The following is a 17,899-nucleotide window of genomic DNA, read 5'->3' on the forward strand; positions in this document are numbered from 1 at the left end:
GCTTGGCGGCTGGCTCAGAGTGGCACGTTGAGGGTGAGGTAGATCAGCTTGCTGGTCTCGCGCGCGGCGTCGTAGCGGCGGCTGCCGATGCCGATGCCGTAGGTCAGCGAGGCCTTGCGCCCGAGCTGCCAGTAGTGCTCCAGGCGGGCCTCCCACAGCATGCTGTCGCCGAAGCCGTCCTGGTGGTAGCCGCCCGCGCTCACGTAGACGCGCTGGCTGAAGGACCTGTCGGCGTAGCGCCAGGGCGTCCACTGGTACATCGAGCGCACCTGGGCGATGTAGTCGCGGCGCGGGTTGAAGTAGGCGGTGCCGGCGAGCGTGTTGCTGTCGGTGCCGACGTCGAGCCAGAGCGAGACCTGGTGGCGCGGCGTATTGAGCAGGCGCTGGTAGACGGTGCCGAGCCATTGCTGGTTCAGGTTGGTGTCGCTGTAGCGCGAGAGGGCGTAGGACAGGTTGAAGTAGCGCCGGTCGTCCTGCGAATAGCGCGCGCTGGCGGTGCCGGTGCGCCCGGTGACGCCGGCCTGGTAGGCCTTCCAGGGCAGGTCGTTGGCGTCCGAGTCGAAGCCCAGGCTGAAGCGCCAATGGTCGTCGGGCTGGTAGGCCAGCGTGCCGGTGCCGCCGGTGCGCCCCTCGCCGCCGGTGGACTGGTGCACTTCGGCGCTGGCTTCCCAGCCGTCGCGCCGGTAGTCGACGCCCGCGCCGTTGCGCACGCGGCTGACGCTGTTGCCGTTGCCGGTGTCGGCGCGCCCCGAGAACTGGTGCGCGAACACGCGCCAGTACAGCGCGAGCGGCGACGAGTACAGGTGCGTATCGATGGCCCAGGCCTGGTCGGCCAGCGCCGCGTTGCCGCGCTCGCCGCCCGCCTCGATGATCAGCTGGGGCCGTTCGTAGATGCGGTAGTCGCGCTCGAACAGCCGCACCGCGTTGTTGTCGGGGAAGCCGGCGCCGAAGGTGGTGGCAACGGTGCGCGCCTGCTCGAACTGGTAGCGCTGCAGTGAGGTTTCGCCGATGCCGGCGAGGCTGGCGATGTCCTCGGGGTGGTCGTTGTGGACCTGCTGGTAGAGCTCCTGCGCGCCGTGCGGCCGCTCCTGCACCAGCGCGCCATCGGCGCGGGCCGTCAGCAGGGTCGGGTCGAACGGCGCATCCCTGCGCAGCGCGTCGAGCGCGCGCACGCCCTCGTCGACGTGGTTGGTGTACAGCAGGTACTGCGCCTGCAGCTTCATGACGGTGCCGTAGTCCGGATTGGTCTTGTCGATATCCACCGACAGCGCGTCCTGCGCGGGGGTGGTGCGCAGCATGCTGGTCACCAGCGCATGCGCGGTCTCGTAGCGGCCCTGGTCGAGGTAGGCGAAGAACAGGCTTTCCTGCACGCTGACGCGGGTCAGGGCGTAGGGCTCGGTGGTTTCGGCGATGGGTTCGCGCGGCGATTGCAGGGCCAGCTCGTAGGCGTGCGCCGCGAGGTCGGGCTTGTCCCGGTAGGCATAGGCGTCGCCGGCGGCGACGTAGGCGGCGGCCGGCAGCGGCTCGCCGGCTGGCGGCGCGATCTGCTCGTACAGCGCGCTGGCCTCGGCCATGCGCCCGCGCACCGCCAGGGCGGTGAGGCGGTCGGCCTGGGCCGTGCGCCGCAAGGCCTGGTAGGACTCGTCGGGCGGGATGCGCTCGAGCAGCGCGTCGGCGCCGGCCAGTGCGTGGTCGGCGGCCGCCAGCCGGTCGGGGGCGTTGGAGGCGCCGGCCTGTTGCCGCGCCCAGCGGATCTCCTGCGCGACGACCAGGTGCTCGAGCTGCAGCAGGTCGGCGCGCGAGAACACCTCGGGCCGCGCCGTGGCCTGCTCCAGTGCCAGTTGCGGCGAGCCGTCCTCGGCCAGGGCGAAGAGGCGCTGGCGCAGGGCCTGCGGCGACTCGGGCGGGCTGGCGGGCGCTGCCTGGGAGGGCCGCGCCGCTGGCGCCGCGCGCTCGGCGCCGGCGGCCTGGGCTCCGCCATGATCACGCGCGAACAGGGCTAGCAGCACCGCCGTCGTCTTGAGCGTGCTCCGCAAGCGCCTGCGATTCGGCTGGGATGATTTCACGGTGACCCCCCCCGGAGTGGTCGGTAGAAGAGCCGCAGCTCGTCTCCCTGGGGCGTCTTTGCCGGCCATGCACCACATGGTCTTTTCTCGGGCAACGGGACTTCGCCGGCGAGCGCGATCGCCGTCGCATGGCGCCGGAAGAACGGTGCCATGCCGCCGTGCCATTCTCGGTAACCCGAAACGCAAAGAACGCGACCTGACTTGGCGGCCATCCGGCAGAGCGCCGGCCGGCCGCGCACTTTCCCCATCCAAGGACCGGCGTGCCGCCGCGGTACAAGGCGCTGCGGCGGCACGGACGGCCGTCCTGCTTCGATTCAAAGTGCCCTGGGTCGCCGGGGCGCGCTTTTTTGCCGCGTCGTCTCCCGGGTTTCCAAAAGCGGGCTTGTGCCATGGAATCTTGGTCGATCCGGGCGGGTAGCGGCAGTGGCCAGAGGATCTAGGGCGCGCGGGGGAGATTTGGATGAGGACTCATCCTTCTAGCTGGCTTGTGCGGCACAAGGCGCGTGGCAGCTTGCTGCCACGCGGCGGCTCCTGCACCGATGGTTCGCCGCTGGCGGTTCGGCATCTCATCCCACCTTCGGCCACGTTGCGGCCGCGCGGCATCCACGTCCCGCCCGCCTTGCAGGCGCGCGCTCCCGCCTCCCGCCGCCCCGCCGCCGCCCGGAACTGCGCCGGCCGGCGCGAACGGCCCGTTCTTCGTCCTCCCCGTCCGCCAGGCACGCTCTCAGGGATTTCCCTCGGTGGGGTCTTCCTCACTATCGCTGGCCCGGTCTTTGCGTGTAAATTCATTTACATTGAATCAGCTAGCAAGAAATCCCATTTTCATGCACACCTGCCCCATCTTCGCGCAGGGTCGCCGCGGCGGCCGTGGCGCTGCACCAGGCCGAGGCATCCGCCAATGACCCAGGCCAGCCAGACCATCGCCGAGCGCATTGCCCGCAGCCTGCCGGCGTTGACGCCCGCCCACCAGCGCATGGCCCACTACGTGCTGGACAATCCGTTCCGCGCGGCGACCATGCGCATCGACGAGCTCGCCGCCGCGGTGCAGGTTTCGGTGGCGACGGCCAACCGCTTCGCCCATGCGCTCGGCTTCGAGGGCTATCCGCAGTTCCGCGCGGAGCTGGTGCGCGGCTTCGAGGCCACGCTGGCGCCGGTGGAGCGCCTGCGCGACGAGCTGGAGCGCCCGGCCACCGCGGCCGAGGCGATGGCGGCATCGCTCGACGATGCCGCCCGCAACCTCGAGGCCACGCGCCGCGGCCTCGATGCGGACGCCTGCGAGCGCGCGGTGGAGGCGATCCTGGCGGCGCACCGCGTCTACATCATCGGCTTCGGCGCCAGCGGCTTCCTGGCGGGGCTGCTGCAGCACGGACTCGAACTGCACTGCCGCACGGTGTCGTCGGTGTCGACCGCCGCCGGTGCCTCGCATGCCGCGCGCCAGTTGTTCAAGCTCGAAGCGGGCGACCTGGTGATCGGCATCGCCTTCCCGCGCTACGTTTCGGATACCGTGCTGCTGGCCGAGCGGATCAAGGCGCGCGGCGTCAGGCTGCTGGCGCTGACCGACGGGCCGCTCTCGCCGCTGGCGCCATTGGCCGATATCGCGCTCTATGCCAGCGCCGGCAGCCGCCTGTCGGCCAATGCCGATGCCGTCGTGACCGCGCTGATCGAAGCGCTGTGCGATGCGGTGGCGCACCGCTCGGCGCATTCGGTGCAGCGCGCCGCCGAGATGACCGAATTCCTGCTGCCCTGGCTGCACGGTACGCCGGCCTTGCGCACTCCCGAGGCGCCGCGCGTGGCCGAGGCCCGGCGCGAGGCGCCGGACGTGCCGCCGCGCCGCCCCGTCAACAACGCCAGATCCCGCAAATCGTCATGAAGCAAGCAGTCATCGCCATTCACGGCGGCGCCGGCACCATCACGCGGGCCGCCATGGACGCCGCCCGCGAACGCGAGTACAGCGCCGCGCTGGAGCACGTGCTGCAGGCCGGCCAGCGCATCCTGGCCGGCGGCGGCAGCGCGCTCGATGCCGTCACCGAGGCCGTGCGCCTGCTGGAGGAGTGCCCGCTCTTCAATGCCGGCAAGGGCGCCGTGCTGACCCGTGCCGGCACCTATGAGCTGGATGCCGCCGTGATGGACGGCGCCACGCTGCGCGCCGGCGCGGTGGCCTGCGTGCAGCGCCTGCGCAATCCGGTCCTGGCGGCGCGCGCGGTACTCGAGCACAGCGAGCACGTGCTGTTCGCCGGCGAGGGCGCCGAGGCCTTCGCCGCGGCCCAGGGCCTGGAGTGCGTGCCGCCCGGGTTCTACTACACCGCGGCGCGCACCGAGCAGTGGCAGCGCGCGCGCGCCGCGGCCGGCATGCTGCTGGACCACGATGCCGCCACGCTGGTGGCGCAGGAGCAGGCCGGGGCCGAGCCGATCGACCCGGACAGCAAGTTCGGCACCGTCGGCGCGGTCGCCTGCGACCGGCACGGCAACCTGGCGGCGGCGACTTCCACCGGGGGCGTGACCAACAAGCTGGTGGGACGCGTCGGCGACAGCCCGCTGATCGGCGCCGGCTGCTATGCCGACGACGTCGCCGCGGTGTCCTGCACCGGCACCGGCGAGATGTTCATCCGCGCCGTGGCCGCGCACGACGTGGTGGCGCAGATGCGCTACGCGGGCCTGTCGCTGCAGGAGGCGGCGCGGCGCGTGGTGATGGAGAAGCTGCCCGCCATCCGGGGGCGCGGCGGCCTGATCGCCGTGGACCGCGCGGGCAACGTCGCGCTGCCGTTCAACACCGAAGGGATGTACCGCGGCAGCGCGCGCGTGGACGGGCCCGTCGAGGTATCGATCTATGGCTGAGGCCGTGCCGTTCCGGCCGCCGCGCCAGCCGCATTGCAAGGAGAGCCGCCGTGGCTAGCCATTCCACTCCATCCCAGCTGGTGCTGCCGCCGCAGCGGGTCGTCTCGGTGGACGACCTGACGGTGCGCTTCGTCACCTCGGAGCGTACCGTCGAGGCGGTGCGCAACCTGTCCTTCCACGTCGACCGCGGCGAGACGCTGGCGGTGGTCGGCGAGTCCGGCTCCGGCAAATCGGTGACCTCGCTGGCGCTGATGCGCCTGGTCGAGCATGGCGGCGGCACCATCGCCGGCGGCAGCATGGCGCTGCGCCGGCGCGGCGGCGAGGTGATCGACCTGGCGCGGGCCGGCGCCGCGACCTTGCGCGGCGTGCGCGGCGCCGACGTGGCGATGATCTTCCAGGAGCCGATGACTTCGCTGAACCCGGTGTTCCCGGTCGGCGAGCAGGTGGCGGAATCGATCCGGCTGCACCAGGGCAAGAGCCGCGCCGCGGCGCGCGCCGAAGCGCTGCGCATGCTGGAGCTGGTGCGTATCCCGGAAGCGCGCCGCGTGCTCGACCGCTTCCCCCACCAGTTGTCCGGCGGCATGCGCCAGCGCGTGATGATCGCCATGGCGCTGTCGTGCAAGCCGGCGCTGCTGATCGCCGACGAGCCGACCACCGCGCTCGACGTCACCATCCAGGCCGAGATCCTGCAGCTGATCCGCAGCCTGCAGGCCGAGATGCAGATGGGCGTGGTCTTCATCACCCACGATATGGGCGTGGTGGCCGAGGTGGCAGACCGCGTGCTGGTGATGTACCGCGGCGAGAAGGTGGAAGAGGGCAGTGCCGGCGAGGTGTTCCGCGCGCCGGCCCATCCCTACACGCGCGCGCTGCTGTCGGCCGTGCCGAGGTTGGGCGCGATGGCGGGCAAGGACCTGCCGGCGCGCTTTCCGCTGGTGCAGTCCGGCGCCGAGGCGCAGCCGGTGGACGAAGCGCCGCAGGACACGGTGCCGGCCGATGCCGCGCCCATCCTGCGCGTGCGCGACCTGGTGACGCGCTTCGACGTGCCCGGCGGCCTGTTCGGCCGCGTGCAGCGCCGCGTGCACGCGGTGGAGCAGGTCAGCTTCGACCTCTACCCGGGCGAGACGCTGGCGCTGGTGGGCGAGTCGGGCTGCGGCAAGTCCACCACGGGGCGCTCGCTGCTGCGGCTGGTGGCGTCGCAGCGCGGCACCATCGAGTTCGCCGGGCAGAACATCGGCCAGTTGCAGGGCGCGGCGCTGCAGAGCCTGCGCCGCAATATCCAGTTCATCTTCCAGGATCCGTTCGCCTCGCTCGACCCGCGCGTGCCGGTCGGCTACTCGATCATGGAGCCGCTGCTGGTGCACAAGGCGGCCAGCGGCAAGGAGGCCGAGCAGAGCGTGGCCTGGCTGCTGGAGAAGGTGGGCCTGACGCCGGCGCACGCGGCGCGCTATCCGCACGAGTTCTCGGGCGGCCAGCGCCAGCGCATCTGCATCGCGCGCGCGCTGGCGCTCAACCCGAAGGTGGTGATCGCCGACGAGTCGGTGTCGGCGCTCGATGTCTCGATCCAGGCGCAGATCGTCAACCTGATGCTGGACCTGCAGCGCGAGTTCGGCGTGGCCTTCCTCTTCATCTCGCACGACATGGCGGTGGTGGAGCGCGTCAGCCACCGCGTGGCGGTGATGTACCTGGGGCAGATCGTCGAGATCGGCCCGCGCCGGGCCATCTTCGAGAACCCGCAGCACCCGTACACGAAGAAGCTGATGTCGGCGGTGCCGATCGCCGACCCGGCGCGCCGCCACCTCAAGCGCGAGCCGCTGTCGGACGAGATTCCCAGCCCGATCCGCGCCATCGGCGACGAGCCGGAGGTGAGGCCGCTGGTGCATGTCGGCGGCAGCGGCGCGCACGCGCACTTCGTGGCGCGGCACGCCGTCGGCGGCCTGTATTGAAGCGGGTTGAAGCGGATCGTCCCGATCCACCCGCACCCATGGTTTTTCAAGGAGCAATGCTCATGAACCTGCGCAGATTCACTCCCGGCCTCGCTGCCGGCGCCTTCGCCGCCACCGCCCTCGGCCTGCCGGCGACGCCCGCCTTCGCCGCCAAGGACGCGGTGATGGCGGTCTATTCCACCTTCACCACGCTCGACCCCTACGACGCCAACGACACGCTGTCGCAGGCCGCCTGCAAGTCCTTCTACCAGGGCCTGTTCGGCTTCGACAAGGACATGAAGCTGGTCAACGTGCTGGCCGAGAGCTACGACGTCAGCAAGGACGGCCTGGTCTATACCATCAAGCTGCGCAAGGGCGTCAAGTTCCACGACGGCACCGCCTTCGACGCCGCCGCGGTCAAGGCCAACCTGGACCGCGTCACCGACCCGGCCAACAAGCTCAAGCGCTATACGCTGTTCAACCGCGTGGCCAAGACCGAGGTGGTCGACGCCGGCACCGTGCGCGTGACGCTGAAGGAGCCGTTCTCGCCCTTCATCAACGTGCTGGCCCACCCCTCGGCGGTGATGATCTCGCCGGCCGCGCTGAAGAAGTACGGCAAGGAGATCGCCTTCCACCCGGTCGGCACCGGCCCCTTCGAGTTCGTCGAGTGGAAACAGCCCGACTTCCTCAAGGGCCGGAAGTTCGCCGGCTACTGGAAGACCGGCTATCCGAAGATCGATTCCATCACCTGGCGTCCGGTGGTCGACAACAACACGCGCTCGGCCATCATGCAGACCGGCGAGGCGGACTTCGCCTTCAGCATTCCCTTCGAGCAGGCCGCGGTGCTCAAGGCCAGTCCCAAGGTCGACCTGATCGACGCGCCCTCGATCATCCAGCGCTACGTCACCTTCAACACCATGGTCAAGCCGTTCAACGACCCGAAGGTGCGCCAGGCGATCAACTACGCCATCAACAAGGAAGCGCTGGCCAAGGTGGCCTTCAACGGCTACGCGGTGCCGTCGGTGGGCGTGGTGCCGCCGGGCGTGGACTATGCCGAGAAGCTGGGTCCGTGGCCGTATGACCCGGCCAAGGCGCGCGAGCTGCTCAAGGAGGCCGGCTATCCGAACGGCTTCGAGACCACGCTGTGGTCGGCCTACAACCACACCACCGCGCAGAAGGTGATCCAGTTCGTGCAGCAGCAGCTGCAGCAGGTCGGCATCAAGGCCCAGGTGCAGGCGCTGGAAGCCGGCCAGCGCGTGGAGCGGGTCGAGAGCGTGCAGAAGCCGGAAGAGGCGGGCGTGCGCATGTACTACGTCGGCTGGTCGTCGTCGACCGGCGAGTCGGACTGGGCCCTGCGTCCGCTGCTGGCCTCGGAGTCGATGCCGCCCAAGCTGCTGAATACCGCCTACTACAAGAACGACCACGTCGACGCCGACATCGCCGGCGCGCTGCGCACCACCGACCGCGGCGAGAAGGCGCGCCTGTACAAGGACGCGCAGGAGCGCATCTGGAAGGATGCACCGTGGGCCTTCCTGGTGACCGAGAAGGTGCTGTTCGCGCGCGCCAAGCGCCTGAGCGGTGCCTACGTGATGCCCGACGGTTCGTTCAACTTCGACGACATCGACATCAAGCAGTAAGGACGTCGCGCGCGTACCCCGGCCGGGTACGCGCGGTGTCCCGCAGGACACGGCGGGCGCGGCGCATGCCGCCACGCTCCGCCGCGTCGAGCAGTCAGCCGCGAGCGGCCGCCCGTCCGGGTTGCGGGGTCATGGACGGGCGGCCGGCGGTCCCATTCCGTTGTTGTTGGTGCGTTGTTGGTGCGTCATGCTGAACTACTTTCTCAAACGATTCCTGGGCGTCATCCCCACCCTGCTGATCGTGGCGGTGCTGGTGTTCCTGTTCGTCCACCTGCTGCCCGGGGATCCCGCGCGGCTCGCCGCCGGCCCCGAGGCCGACGCGGGCACGGTGGAACTGGTGCGCAAGGACCTGGGGCTGGACCGGCCGCTGCCCGAGCAGTTCGTGCGCTTCTTCTCGAACGCGGTGCGCGGTGAGTTCGGCACCTCGCTGCGCACCAAGCGCCCGGTCAGCGAGGAGATCGGCGACCGCTTCCTGCCGACGCTCTACCTGACCCTGGCCTCGATGGCCTGGGCCGTGGTGTTCGGCATGGTGATCGGCGTCTGCTCCGCGGTCTGGCGCAACCGCTGGCCGGACCGGCTCGGCATGACGCTGGCCGTGTCCGGCATCTCCTTCCCGGCCTTCGCCCTGGGCATGCTGCTGATGGAGGTGTTCTCGGTCCAGCTCGGCTGGCTGCCCTCGATCGGCGCCGACAGCTGGAAGCACTACATCCTGCCCTCGCTGACGCTGGGCGCGGCGGTCGCCGCCGTGATGGCGCGCTTCACGCGGGCCTCCTTCGTCGAGGTGCTGCACGAGGACTTCGTGCGCACCGCGCGCGCCAAGGGCGTGCGCGAGAGCGTGGTGGTGGCCAAGCACGCCCTGCGCAACGCCATGATTCCCGTGGTCACCATGATGGGCCTGCAGTTCGGCTTCCTGCTGGGCGGCTCCATCGTGGTCGAGAAGGTGTTCAACTGGCCCGGCCTCGGCCGCTTGCTGGTGGACGCCGTCGAAATGCGCGACTACCCCGTGATCCAGGCCGAGGTGCTGCTGTTCTCGCTGGAATTCATCCTGATCAACCTGGTGGTGGACATCCTCTACACGGTGATCAATCCCGCCATCCGCTACAAGTAAGAGGAGGCCGGCATGACTGAGCTTTCCACGCCCGCCGCCGGCAACGGTGCCGGCACCGCCACGCCCGAGGGCGTGCGCACGCCCTGGTCGGAGTTCTGGCGCAAGTTCCGCAAGCAGCATCTGGCGCTGGGCGCCGGCGTGTTCGTGCTGCTGCTGGTGCTGGTGGCCATCCTGGCGCCGCACATCGTGCCCTACGATCCGGAGAATTTCTTCGACTACGACGCGCTCAATGCCGGCCCCTCGGCCGCGCACTGGATGGGCGTCGACTCGCTCGGCCGCGACATCTTCAGCCGCATCCTGGCCGGCACCCGCATCTCGCTCGCCGCCGGCTTCCTGTCGGTCATCATCGGCGCGGTGATCGGGACCGCCTTCGGCCTGCTGGCGGGTTACTACGAGGGTTGGTGGGACCGCATCGTGATGCGCATCTCCGACGTGCTGTTCGCCTTCCCGGGCATCCTGCTGGCGATCGGCGTGGTGGCCATCCTCGGCAACGGCATGGTCAACGTGATCTTCGCCGTGGCCATCTTCAGCATCCCCGCCTTCGCCCGCCTGGTGCGCGGCAATACGCTGATGCTCAAGCGGCTCACCTACGTGGAGGCGGCGCGCAGCATCGGCGCTTCCGACTGGACCATCCTGGTGCGCCACATCCTGCCGGGCACGGTGTCGTCCATCGTGGTCTACTTCTCGATGCGCATCGGCACCTCGATCATCACGGCGGCCAGCCTGTCCTTCCTCGGCCTCGGCGCGCAGCCGCCCACGCCGGAGTGGGGCGCGATGCTCAACGAGGCGCGCGCCGACATGGTCACGGCGCCGCACGTGGCGATCTTCCCCAGCCTGGCGATCTTCCTGACGGTGCTGGCCTTCAACCTGCTCGGCGACGGCCTGCGCGACGCGCTGGACCCGAAGATCGACCGCCGCTGAGGTGACCCGCATGGTTTTTCCCCGCTGTGCTGTGCCTCATATCGGCGACCTGCCGGCCGGGCCGCGCGACGCCATCACCGACGTGGCAGGCGTGGCGGTGGGCCACGCCACGCTGGCCGACGGCGCCTGCCAGACCGGCGTGACGGTGGTGCTGCCGCACGGCGGCAATCTCTACACCGACAAGGTGCCGGCCGCCGCGAGCGTGCTCAACGGCTTCGGCAAGAGCGTCGGCCTGGTGCAGGTGGAGGAGCTCGGCGTGCTGGAAACGCCGATCGCGCTGACCAATACCTTCAGCGTCGGCGCGGTGTCGCAGGCGCAGATCCGCGCCGCCATCGCCGCCAGTCCCGAGATCGGGCGCGCCTGGCCCACGCTCAATCCGCTCGTGTTCGAGTGCAACGACGGCTACCTGAACGATATCCAGGCGATGGCGCTGCAGGCCTCGCACTACGATGCCGCGCTGGCCGCGGCAGGGACCGGCTTCGCCCAGGGCGCGGTCGGCGCCGGGCGCGGCATGTCGGCCTTCGGCGTCAAGGGCGGTATCGGCAGCGCCTCGCGGCTGGCGGCAGGCCACGTGGTCGGCGCGCTGGTGCTGGCGAACTTCGGCACGCCGGACGCGCTGACGGTGGCGGGCCGGCGCCTGGGCCGGCAACTGCTGGGCGCGCTGGCCTCGGCGCAGGCCTTGCCGGGCGCGGAAGCCGCGGCGGAGCCGGAGCCGGAGAAGGGCTCGATCATCATGCTCATCGCCACCGACGCGCCGCTGGATGCGCGCCAGCTGCGCCGCCTGTCGCTGCGCGCCGGCGCCGGGCTGGCGCGCACCGGTTCCGTGTTCGGCCACGGCTCCGGCGACATCGCGCTGGCCTTTTCCACCGCCTACACCGTGCCGCACCTGGCCGCGGCGCCGATGCCCGCGCTGCCGATGCTGCACGAGACGCGGCTCGATCCCCTGTTCCGCGCCGCCGCCGACTGTGTCGAGCAGGCCATCGTCCACGCACTGTGGCGGGCGCAAGGCGTGAGCGGCCGCGACGGGCATCGCCGCCAGGCGCTGTGCGAACTGCTGCCGGGCCTGGCGAGCGAAGCGTGGGAGTCCGCATGCGCATCCTGATCTCGACCGATATCGAGGGCGTGGCCGGCGTGTTCCACGCCGAGCAGACCCGCGCCGGCAATGGCGAGTACGAGCGCGCCCGCGCCTGGATGACGGGCGAGGCCAATGCCGCGGTGCAGGGCGCCTTCGCCGGCGGCGCCACGGAAGTCCTCGTCAACGACTCGCATGGCGGCTTCCGCAACCTGCTGCCCGACCAGCTCGACCCGCGCGCGCGGCTGGTGCTGGGCAAGCCGCGCTACCTCGGCATGATGGCCGGGGTGGAGCAGGGCTGCGATGGCGTCTTCCTGGTGGGTTACCACGGGCGCGCGCAGGGCCGCGGGGTGCTGGCGCACACCATCAACAGCGGCGCCTTCGCGCGCGTCTGGCTCGATGGGCTGGAACTCGGCGAGGCGGGGCTCTACGGCGCGCTGGCCGGCGAGTTCGGCGTGCCGGTGCTGATGGCCAGCGGCGACGACGTGTTCATCGAGGAGACGCGCAGGCTGATGCCGTGGGTGCGCTATGTCGAGACCAAGCGTGCCGGCGGCTTCGCCAGCGGTACCTCGCTGGCGCCGGGCGCGGCGCGCGCGGCGATCGCCGGCGCCGCCGAGACGGCCGTGCGCGCCGCCATCGAGGCGTCCGGCGCGGGGCGCCTGATCCTGGCCACGCCGCTGCGTTGCCGCCTGCAGACGCAGACGCCGGGCCATGCCGACCTGTTCTGCCAGTGGCCGGCGCTGGAGCGCCTCGATGGCGACCTGCTGGAGTTCGCCGCCGGCTCGGTCCAGGATGCGGTGCGCATGCTCAACTGCCTGTCGGCGATGTCTTTCATGCTGCGCTAGCCCGTTGAATCGCTGAAATCGATCGGTGCCTGCCATGGCATGCGGGCTCGTCGCGTCGTTGCGAAGGCTCGCCATCGCCGTGCGATGGCTGCGCTTTGCGCCTGGCGCTGATTCCCGCATGCCATGTCTTTCCCCTCCCATTTCAATGATTCAGTGGACTAGTGGCGGGCTTCCGATTTTTATGACGAAATTGATCCATCAAGAATAGGATTCGTCCAATATCTTGCGTCCGCTCGGTGCGCGAATATCTTCCGTTGAATGATGTCAATTCGACAAGGGAGATCGCCGCATGGGCAATCGGTTGGCATATTCCTCACCCGACGTCAATGTATCCAGCCCCGCTTTGCCGGAGTTGCAAGGCCAGCCCACGCTTGTGTTTTCCCGCCTGAGCGGCACGGATCATCTGAATGCGCTGTTCGAGTATCAGCTGCAGTTGCGTACAGCGGACGAGCGCAGCCCGATACTCGGCACCGCGGCGAACCTGGACAAGAAGCCCCTGCGCGGCACTGCCAGCGCCGCCTTTCACATGGTCGGCTGGCAGCCCTTGGCCTGCTGGCCGGCCGTCTCGAGCGAAACGGAGTCGAAGGAGTCGGCGGAGATCCTCGACCCTGATGCCATGCAGGCTGGAGGCGTCAGCGGCCTGAACTACACCCCCTACTACATCCACTCGTTCGGCATCACGGGCGATCACGGCATCACCGGCGGCGGCCCCAATATCTTTCCCGCCACCCCGGACAACATGCCATCCGGTGGGGGCGGAGAAATGTATTGCGCCTCGTTCCCAGCGAAATGGCGACCGGGGTTGAAGGTGAACGTCCGTTGGCTGGTGGAGAAGATTCCGGACGGCGTCACCTATGGCTCCTGGTACCGTGCTGCGGCCCGGCACCGCCCCTCCCAGGCTGGACGCCACGGCCTGCCCGCGCGGCTTTTGGCAGCCGTCCTGCTGGCAGGCCTTGGCCTGCTGGCCGGCTGCGACGACCGGGCCGGCGCGGAGTCGAGGGAGTCGGTGGAGAGCATCGACCCCGATGCCATGCAGGCTGGAGGCGTCCGAGGCCTGAACTACACCCCCTACTACATCCACTCGTTCGGCATCACGGGCGATCACGGCATCACCGGCGGCGGCCCCAATATCTTTCCCGCCACTCCTGACCAAATGCCATCCGGCGGGCACGGGGAGATGTGCTGCGCCTCGTTCCCAGCGAAATGGCGCCCGGGGTTGAAGGTGAACGTCCGTTGGCTGGTAGACAAGAAACAGGACGGCGTCACCTATGGCTCCTGGTACCAGGCGAAAGCGGAAATCGCGGAATACGGGCCCAGGGCCGGTGCACTCTTTGTGGTGTTCCTGCCGGAAGATCGTATCAAGGTCATGGTTCAGGATGGCAATGCGAACGGCCACAACGATCTGACCGTGCGTCCCGCCGACGATGATCCTTACGTGGTAGCCGGCACCTTGGATGAGGCCGCCAACCGCGAAGCGGAGGCCAGGCGTGAAGTGCAACGGCAAAGGAAGGAGGCCTACGCCGTCGAAGTCGCCAACCGGGAGAAGAAGCTACTGAGGCAACAGGAGAACGAACGATGAATCACGTCTTGCGTTGGCCGACCCAGATGCCGGACGGCGGGTTACCGCCGATGGGAAAGAAAACCTATGACGACCACCCAGGCAAGGTGGCCGATCACGATGCGGCCGGTGCTGCGGCCCGGTACCGCCCCTCCCAGGCGGGACGCCACGGCCTGCCCGCGCGGCTCATGGCAACCGTCCTGCTGGCAGGCCTTGGCCTGCTGGCCGGCTGCGACGACCGGGCCGGAACGGAGTCGAGAGACTCGGTGGAGAGCATCGATCCCGATGCCATGCGCGGGGGGGGCGTCAGCGGTCTGAACTACACCCCCTACTACATCCACTCGTTCGGCATCACGGGCGATCACGGCATCACCGGCGGCGGCCCCAACATCTTTCCCGCCACCCCGGAGCGCACGCCTTCCGGGGGGGGGAAGGAGTCCTGCTGCGCGTCTTTCCCAGCGAAATGGCGCCCGGGGTTGAAGGTGAACGTCCGTTGGCTGGTAGACAAGAAACAAGATGGCGTGACCTATGGCTCCTGGTACCAGGCCGAAACCGAACTCCCCCCCTACGGAAGAGCCACCTATGGCTTGTGGGCGATCTTCCTGCCGGAGGATCGCGTCAAGGTCATGGTCTGGGGTTCGCCAGAGGCGGGCTATACCAATGTCTGGACCAGACCGAGCGATGACGATCCCTACGTCGTGGTCGGCACCTTGGATGAGGCCGCCAACCGCGAAGCGGAGGCAAGGCATGAAGCGGAACGGAAGAAGGCCGAGGCCTACGCCGTCGAAGTCGCCAACAGGGAGAAGCAGATGCAAAGGCAACAGGAGAACGAACGATGAATCACGTCCTGCGTTGGCCGACCCAGATGCCGGACGGCGGGTTGCCGCCGATGGGAAAGAAAACCTATGACGACCACCCAGGCAAGGTGGCCGATCACGATGCGGCCGGTGCTGCGGCCCGGTACCGCCCCTCCCAGGCGGGACGCCACGGCCTGCCCGCGCGGCTTTTGGCAACCGTCCTGCTGGCAGGCCTTGGCCTGCTGGCCGGCTGCGACGACCGGACCGGAACGGAGTCGAGAGACTCGGTGGAGAGCATCGACCCCGATGCCATGCGCGGGGGGGGCGTCAGCGGTCTGAACTACACCCCCTACTACATCGACTCGTTCGGCATCACGGGCGATCACGGCATCACCGGCGGCGGCCCCAATATCTTTCCCGCCACCCCGGAGCGCACGCCTTCCGGGGGGGGAAGGAGTCCTGCTGCGCCTCCTTCCCAGCGAAATGGCGACCGGGGTTGAAGGTGAAGATCCGTTGGCTGGTGGAGAAGATTCCGGACGGCGTCACCTATGGCTCCTGGTATCAGGCCGAAGCCGAACTTCCCCCCTACGGAAGAGCCACCTACGGCTTGTGGGCGATCTTCCTGCCGGGGGATCGCGTCAAGGTCATGGTCCGGGGCTCCGTTGAGGCGGGCTATACCAATGTCTGGACCAGACCGAGCGATGACGATCCCTACGTCGTGGTCGGCACCTTGGATGAGGCCGCCAACCGCGAAGCGGAGGCAAGGCATGAAGCGGAACGGAAGAAGGCCGAGGCCTACGCCGTCGAAGTCGCCAACCGGGAGAAGACGCTACTGAGGCAACAGGAGAACGAACGATGAATCACGTCTTGCGTTGGCCAACCCAGATGCCGGATGGCGGGCTGCTGCCGATGGGGAAGAAGATCTACGACACCCACAAAGGCAAGGTGGCCGATCACGATGCCGGCTGCGAACAGACCCTGCACATCAGCCTCTTCTTCGACGGCACCAACAATAACGACGACGAGAAGAACCCCTTCCGTGATTCGTTGAGCCAGGCGCACACGAACGTGGCTCGCCTGTTCAAGGCCGCAAGAGAAGAGCCCGAGAATGGCATCTACCCACACTATATGCCGGGGGTCGGCACGCCGTTCCCCGAGATCGGCGAATCGGTGTACTCGTCCATCGGCAAGGCCTTCGCCAAAGGCTATGGGCGGCGCTGCGTGTGGGGTTATACCCGTGTCCTCAATTCGATCTATGCCGCCATTGCCGGCCCACAGGCCGACAGGTTGATTGAAGACGACGAAGCAGACCGCCTGTGCAGAGCCACTGCCGACGGCTACCGCCCCTTCGCCACCCTCTTCGACATGAAGCACAGGCGGCTGGCCGGCATGCAGCGGGACCGCAAGCGCGACTGCCAGCGCAACAAGATGGTCAAGCAGGTCTGGATCAATGTGTTCGGCTTCTCGCGCGGCGCCGCCACCGCCCGTTCCTTCGTCGGCAAGCTGATGCGGGACTGGGCTCCCGGCGGCAGGATCGCCGGCGAGATCCCCTACCAGGTCAACTTCATGGGCCTGTTCGATACCGTGGCATCGGTGGGACCGCCCGATTCGGTGCGCGCGGCGCTCGATATCAGCACCTTCGACGGCCACTTCGCCTGGTCGAACAGCGGCCTGATGGACATCCCCAAGGAGGTGAAGCGCTGCGCGCACTTCTTCTCCATCCATGAGCAGCGCATGAGCTTTCCCCTCGATACCATCCGCGAGGGCAGCGTCTATCCCGGTGGCGCCGGCCAGCGGCTGGAGGTCGCGTATCCGGGCGTGCATTCCGATATCGGCGGTGGCTATCCCCCCGGCGACCAGGGCAAGGCGCGCGGCGGCGAGGGCGACAAGCTCAGCCAGATCCCGCTGCACCATATGTACATCGAGGCCCTGAAGCAAGGCGTGCCCCTGCGCGTCGGTGACGAGATCAAGACGAGCCGGTCCATGCAAAACGACTTCGCCCTCGCCAAGCCGCTGATCGACGCCTTCAACCGTTGGCTGGACCGCACCATCCCGATCGAGCGCGTCGAGGATGCCTTGCGCTTCGGCATGCGGCAGAACCTGGCCTGGCGCGCCTTGCGCGCGCGCTGGCACACCGGCGACTACGTCTGCAACCAGCCCTTCTTCAAGGCCGCGCAGGAAGACGAACTGACGCCGCGCCAGCTGGAGCTGCGTGTCCAGAAGCAGATGGAATCCGATGCGGAAGTCCGCAGGCTCCGGGGCCGCATCGCGGAGCTGGCCGCGGCCCGCACGAATCTCGGGCTGGCCGGCGCCGCAGGCGGATACGTCAGCGCCGCCGACCGTGCGGCGCAGATGAAGGAGGCGCAAGCGCTGGACAAGCAGAGCCAGCAGGCCGCGGACGCGCTGCGCCGCCGCCGCGAGCAGTTGTACCAGCAGGCGGCGAAGAAGAAGGGCCCGACGCGGCCGGGCGAAGGCGCCGATGAAACCGTGACCAACGACCAGCACGACCTGCGCGAGGCGGCGGAAGAATTCCGCTTGCTGCTCGGCTTCCTGCACCCCGACCGGCAAACGGCGCTGGGCGTCGAGCAATCGCCCTTCACCGTCCGCCCGCCCGCGGCGGGCAGCTATCTCGTCAGTCCGATCGGTGTTGTCCTGGCCGCATATGCGACGTACCAGAATTCGGGCCGCCGCTTGTCCGTGCGGAGAGAGCGCAATGCGGACAGCGAGCGCGTGCAGCTGGTGCAGCGCGATGCGTACGTGCAGACCGCCGCGCTGGCGGACTTCGATGCGGAGAAATTCGACGTGCTGGTGCTGCCCCCGCGCGAAATGCTCGATCCGTTGCAGGCCTGGACCACGGCCGAGGTAGTGGACCGGTTCGCCCGGCAAGAGCCGGCCGCCGTCATCCTGTTCGATGACTACATCCACGACAGCCGCGCCTGGTTCCGCGTGCCCTCCTTTCATGAATACGCCCCGGGCGGCTACGGATGGGGACGCGCCTTCTTCATCGGCAAGGATCACTGCGTGCGCCACCTGGGCTTCGGCACCGATGCCATGGTCAAGAGCATCACCACCGCGCCCAGGCCAACCCCGGCCGAGATGGCGATGGGGGACTGACCCTGCCGCCGCCGGCTTCGTGCC

Annotated in this window: 14 protein-coding genes; 13 read left to right on the top strand and 1 reads right to left on the bottom strand. The window is 68.9% G+C overall.

What is annotated here, in order from left to right; translation table 11 throughout:
• Positions 1-14 precede the first annotated feature (14 nt).
• Positions 15-2,036, bottom strand: coding sequence for a poly-beta-1,6 N-acetyl-D-glucosamine export porin PgaA (gene pgaA, locus BKK79_RS29420; protein ID WP_232346349.1), 2,022 nt, complete (start codon positions 2,034-2,036; stop codon positions 15-17).
• Positions 2,037-2,964: 928 nt separating this feature from the next.
• On the opposite strand from pgaA, the gene BKK79_RS29425 reads away from it, so the two are divergent.
• The 13 genes from BKK79_RS29425 (at position 2,965) to BKK79_RS29485 (ending at position 17,875) form a co-directional block, all read left to right on the top strand.
• The gene (locus BKK79_RS29425; protein WP_071021497.1) at positions 2,965-3,936 is read left to right on the top strand and encodes a MurR/RpiR family transcriptional regulator; all 972 of its coding nucleotides are present in this window, start codon (positions 2,965-2,967) and stop codon (positions 3,934-3,936) included.
• On the top strand, positions 3,933-4,901 hold the full coding sequence (locus tag BKK79_RS29430; RefSeq protein WP_071021494.1) for an isoaspartyl peptidase/L-asparaginase family protein: 969 nt from the start codon (positions 3,933-3,935) through the stop codon (positions 4,899-4,901). The genes BKK79_RS29425 and BKK79_RS29430 overlap by 4 nt, the downstream gene beginning before the upstream one ends.
• Positions 4,902-4,951: 50 nt before the next feature.
• Positions 4,952-6,844, top strand: coding sequence for a dipeptide ABC transporter ATP-binding protein (locus tag BKK79_RS29435; RefSeq protein ID WP_071039579.1), 1,893 nt, complete (start codon positions 4,952-4,954; stop codon positions 6,842-6,844).
• A 62-nt stretch (positions 6,845-6,906) separates the two neighbouring features.
• Complete coding sequence (gene gsiB / locus BKK79_RS29440) at positions 6,907-8,460, top strand: glutathione ABC transporter substrate-binding protein GsiB (RefSeq protein ID WP_071021489.1); 1,554 nt, start codon at positions 6,907-6,909, stop codon at positions 8,458-8,460.
• Between the two features lie 187 nt (positions 8,461-8,647).
• Positions 8,648-9,568: a glutathione ABC transporter permease GsiC gene (gsiC, locus tag BKK79_RS29445; RefSeq protein WP_071039580.1), complete on the top strand. Its 921-nt coding sequence runs from the start codon at positions 8,648-8,650 to the stop codon at positions 9,566-9,568.
• Between the two features lie 12 nt (positions 9,569-9,580).
• Complete coding sequence (gene gsiD / locus BKK79_RS29450) at positions 9,581-10,489, top strand: glutathione ABC transporter permease GsiD (RefSeq protein ID WP_071021483.1); 909 nt, start codon at positions 9,581-9,583, stop codon at positions 10,487-10,489.
• Positions 10,490-10,499: 10 nt separating this feature from the next.
• Positions 10,500-11,591, top strand: a complete 1,092-nt coding sequence (locus BKK79_RS29455; RefSeq protein ID WP_071039581.1) for a DmpA family aminopeptidase — start codon at positions 10,500-10,502, stop codon at positions 11,589-11,591.
• Positions 11,579-12,406, top strand: a complete 828-nt coding sequence (locus tag BKK79_RS29460) for a M55 family metallopeptidase (RefSeq protein WP_071039582.1) — start codon at positions 11,579-11,581, stop codon at positions 12,404-12,406. Before BKK79_RS29455 ends, BKK79_RS29460 begins: the two co-directional genes overlap by 13 nt.
• A gap of 289 nt (positions 12,407-12,695) precedes the next feature.
• Positions 12,696-13,985: a DUF3304 domain-containing protein gene (locus BKK79_RS42165; RefSeq protein ID WP_335582922.1), complete on the top strand. Its 1,290-nt coding sequence runs from the start codon at positions 12,696-12,698 to the stop codon at positions 13,983-13,985.
• Complete coding sequence (locus BKK79_RS29475) at positions 13,982-14,803, top strand: DUF3304 domain-containing protein (protein ID WP_232346350.1); 822 nt, start codon at positions 13,982-13,984, stop codon at positions 14,801-14,803. The genes BKK79_RS42165 and BKK79_RS29475 overlap by 4 nt, the downstream gene beginning before the upstream one ends.
• Positions 14,800-15,261, top strand: a complete 462-nt coding sequence (locus BKK79_RS42170; RefSeq protein ID WP_335582923.1) for a hypothetical protein — start codon at positions 14,800-14,802, stop codon at positions 15,259-15,261. Before BKK79_RS29475 ends, BKK79_RS42170 begins: the two co-directional genes overlap by 4 nt.
• Positions 15,258-15,620 carry a DUF3304 domain-containing protein gene (locus tag BKK79_RS42175; protein WP_335582924.1) on the top strand — a complete coding sequence of 121 codons (363 nt, stop codon included), beginning with the start codon at positions 15,258-15,260 and terminating at the stop codon, positions 15,618-15,620. Before BKK79_RS42170 ends, BKK79_RS42175 begins: the two co-directional genes overlap by 4 nt.
• A complete protein-coding gene (locus tag BKK79_RS29485; RefSeq protein WP_071039583.1) occupies positions 15,617-17,875 on the top strand; it encodes a phospholipase effector Tle1 domain-containing protein in 2,259 nt (752 codons plus the stop codon). The genes BKK79_RS42175 and BKK79_RS29485 overlap by 4 nt, the downstream gene beginning before the upstream one ends.
• Positions 17,876-17,899 lie beyond the last annotated feature (24 nt).

The sequence above is a fragment of the Cupriavidus sp. USMAA2-4 genome (genome assembly GCF_001854305.1).
Classification (GTDB): domain Bacteria; phylum Pseudomonadota; class Gammaproteobacteria; order Burkholderiales; family Burkholderiaceae; genus Cupriavidus; species Cupriavidus malaysiensis.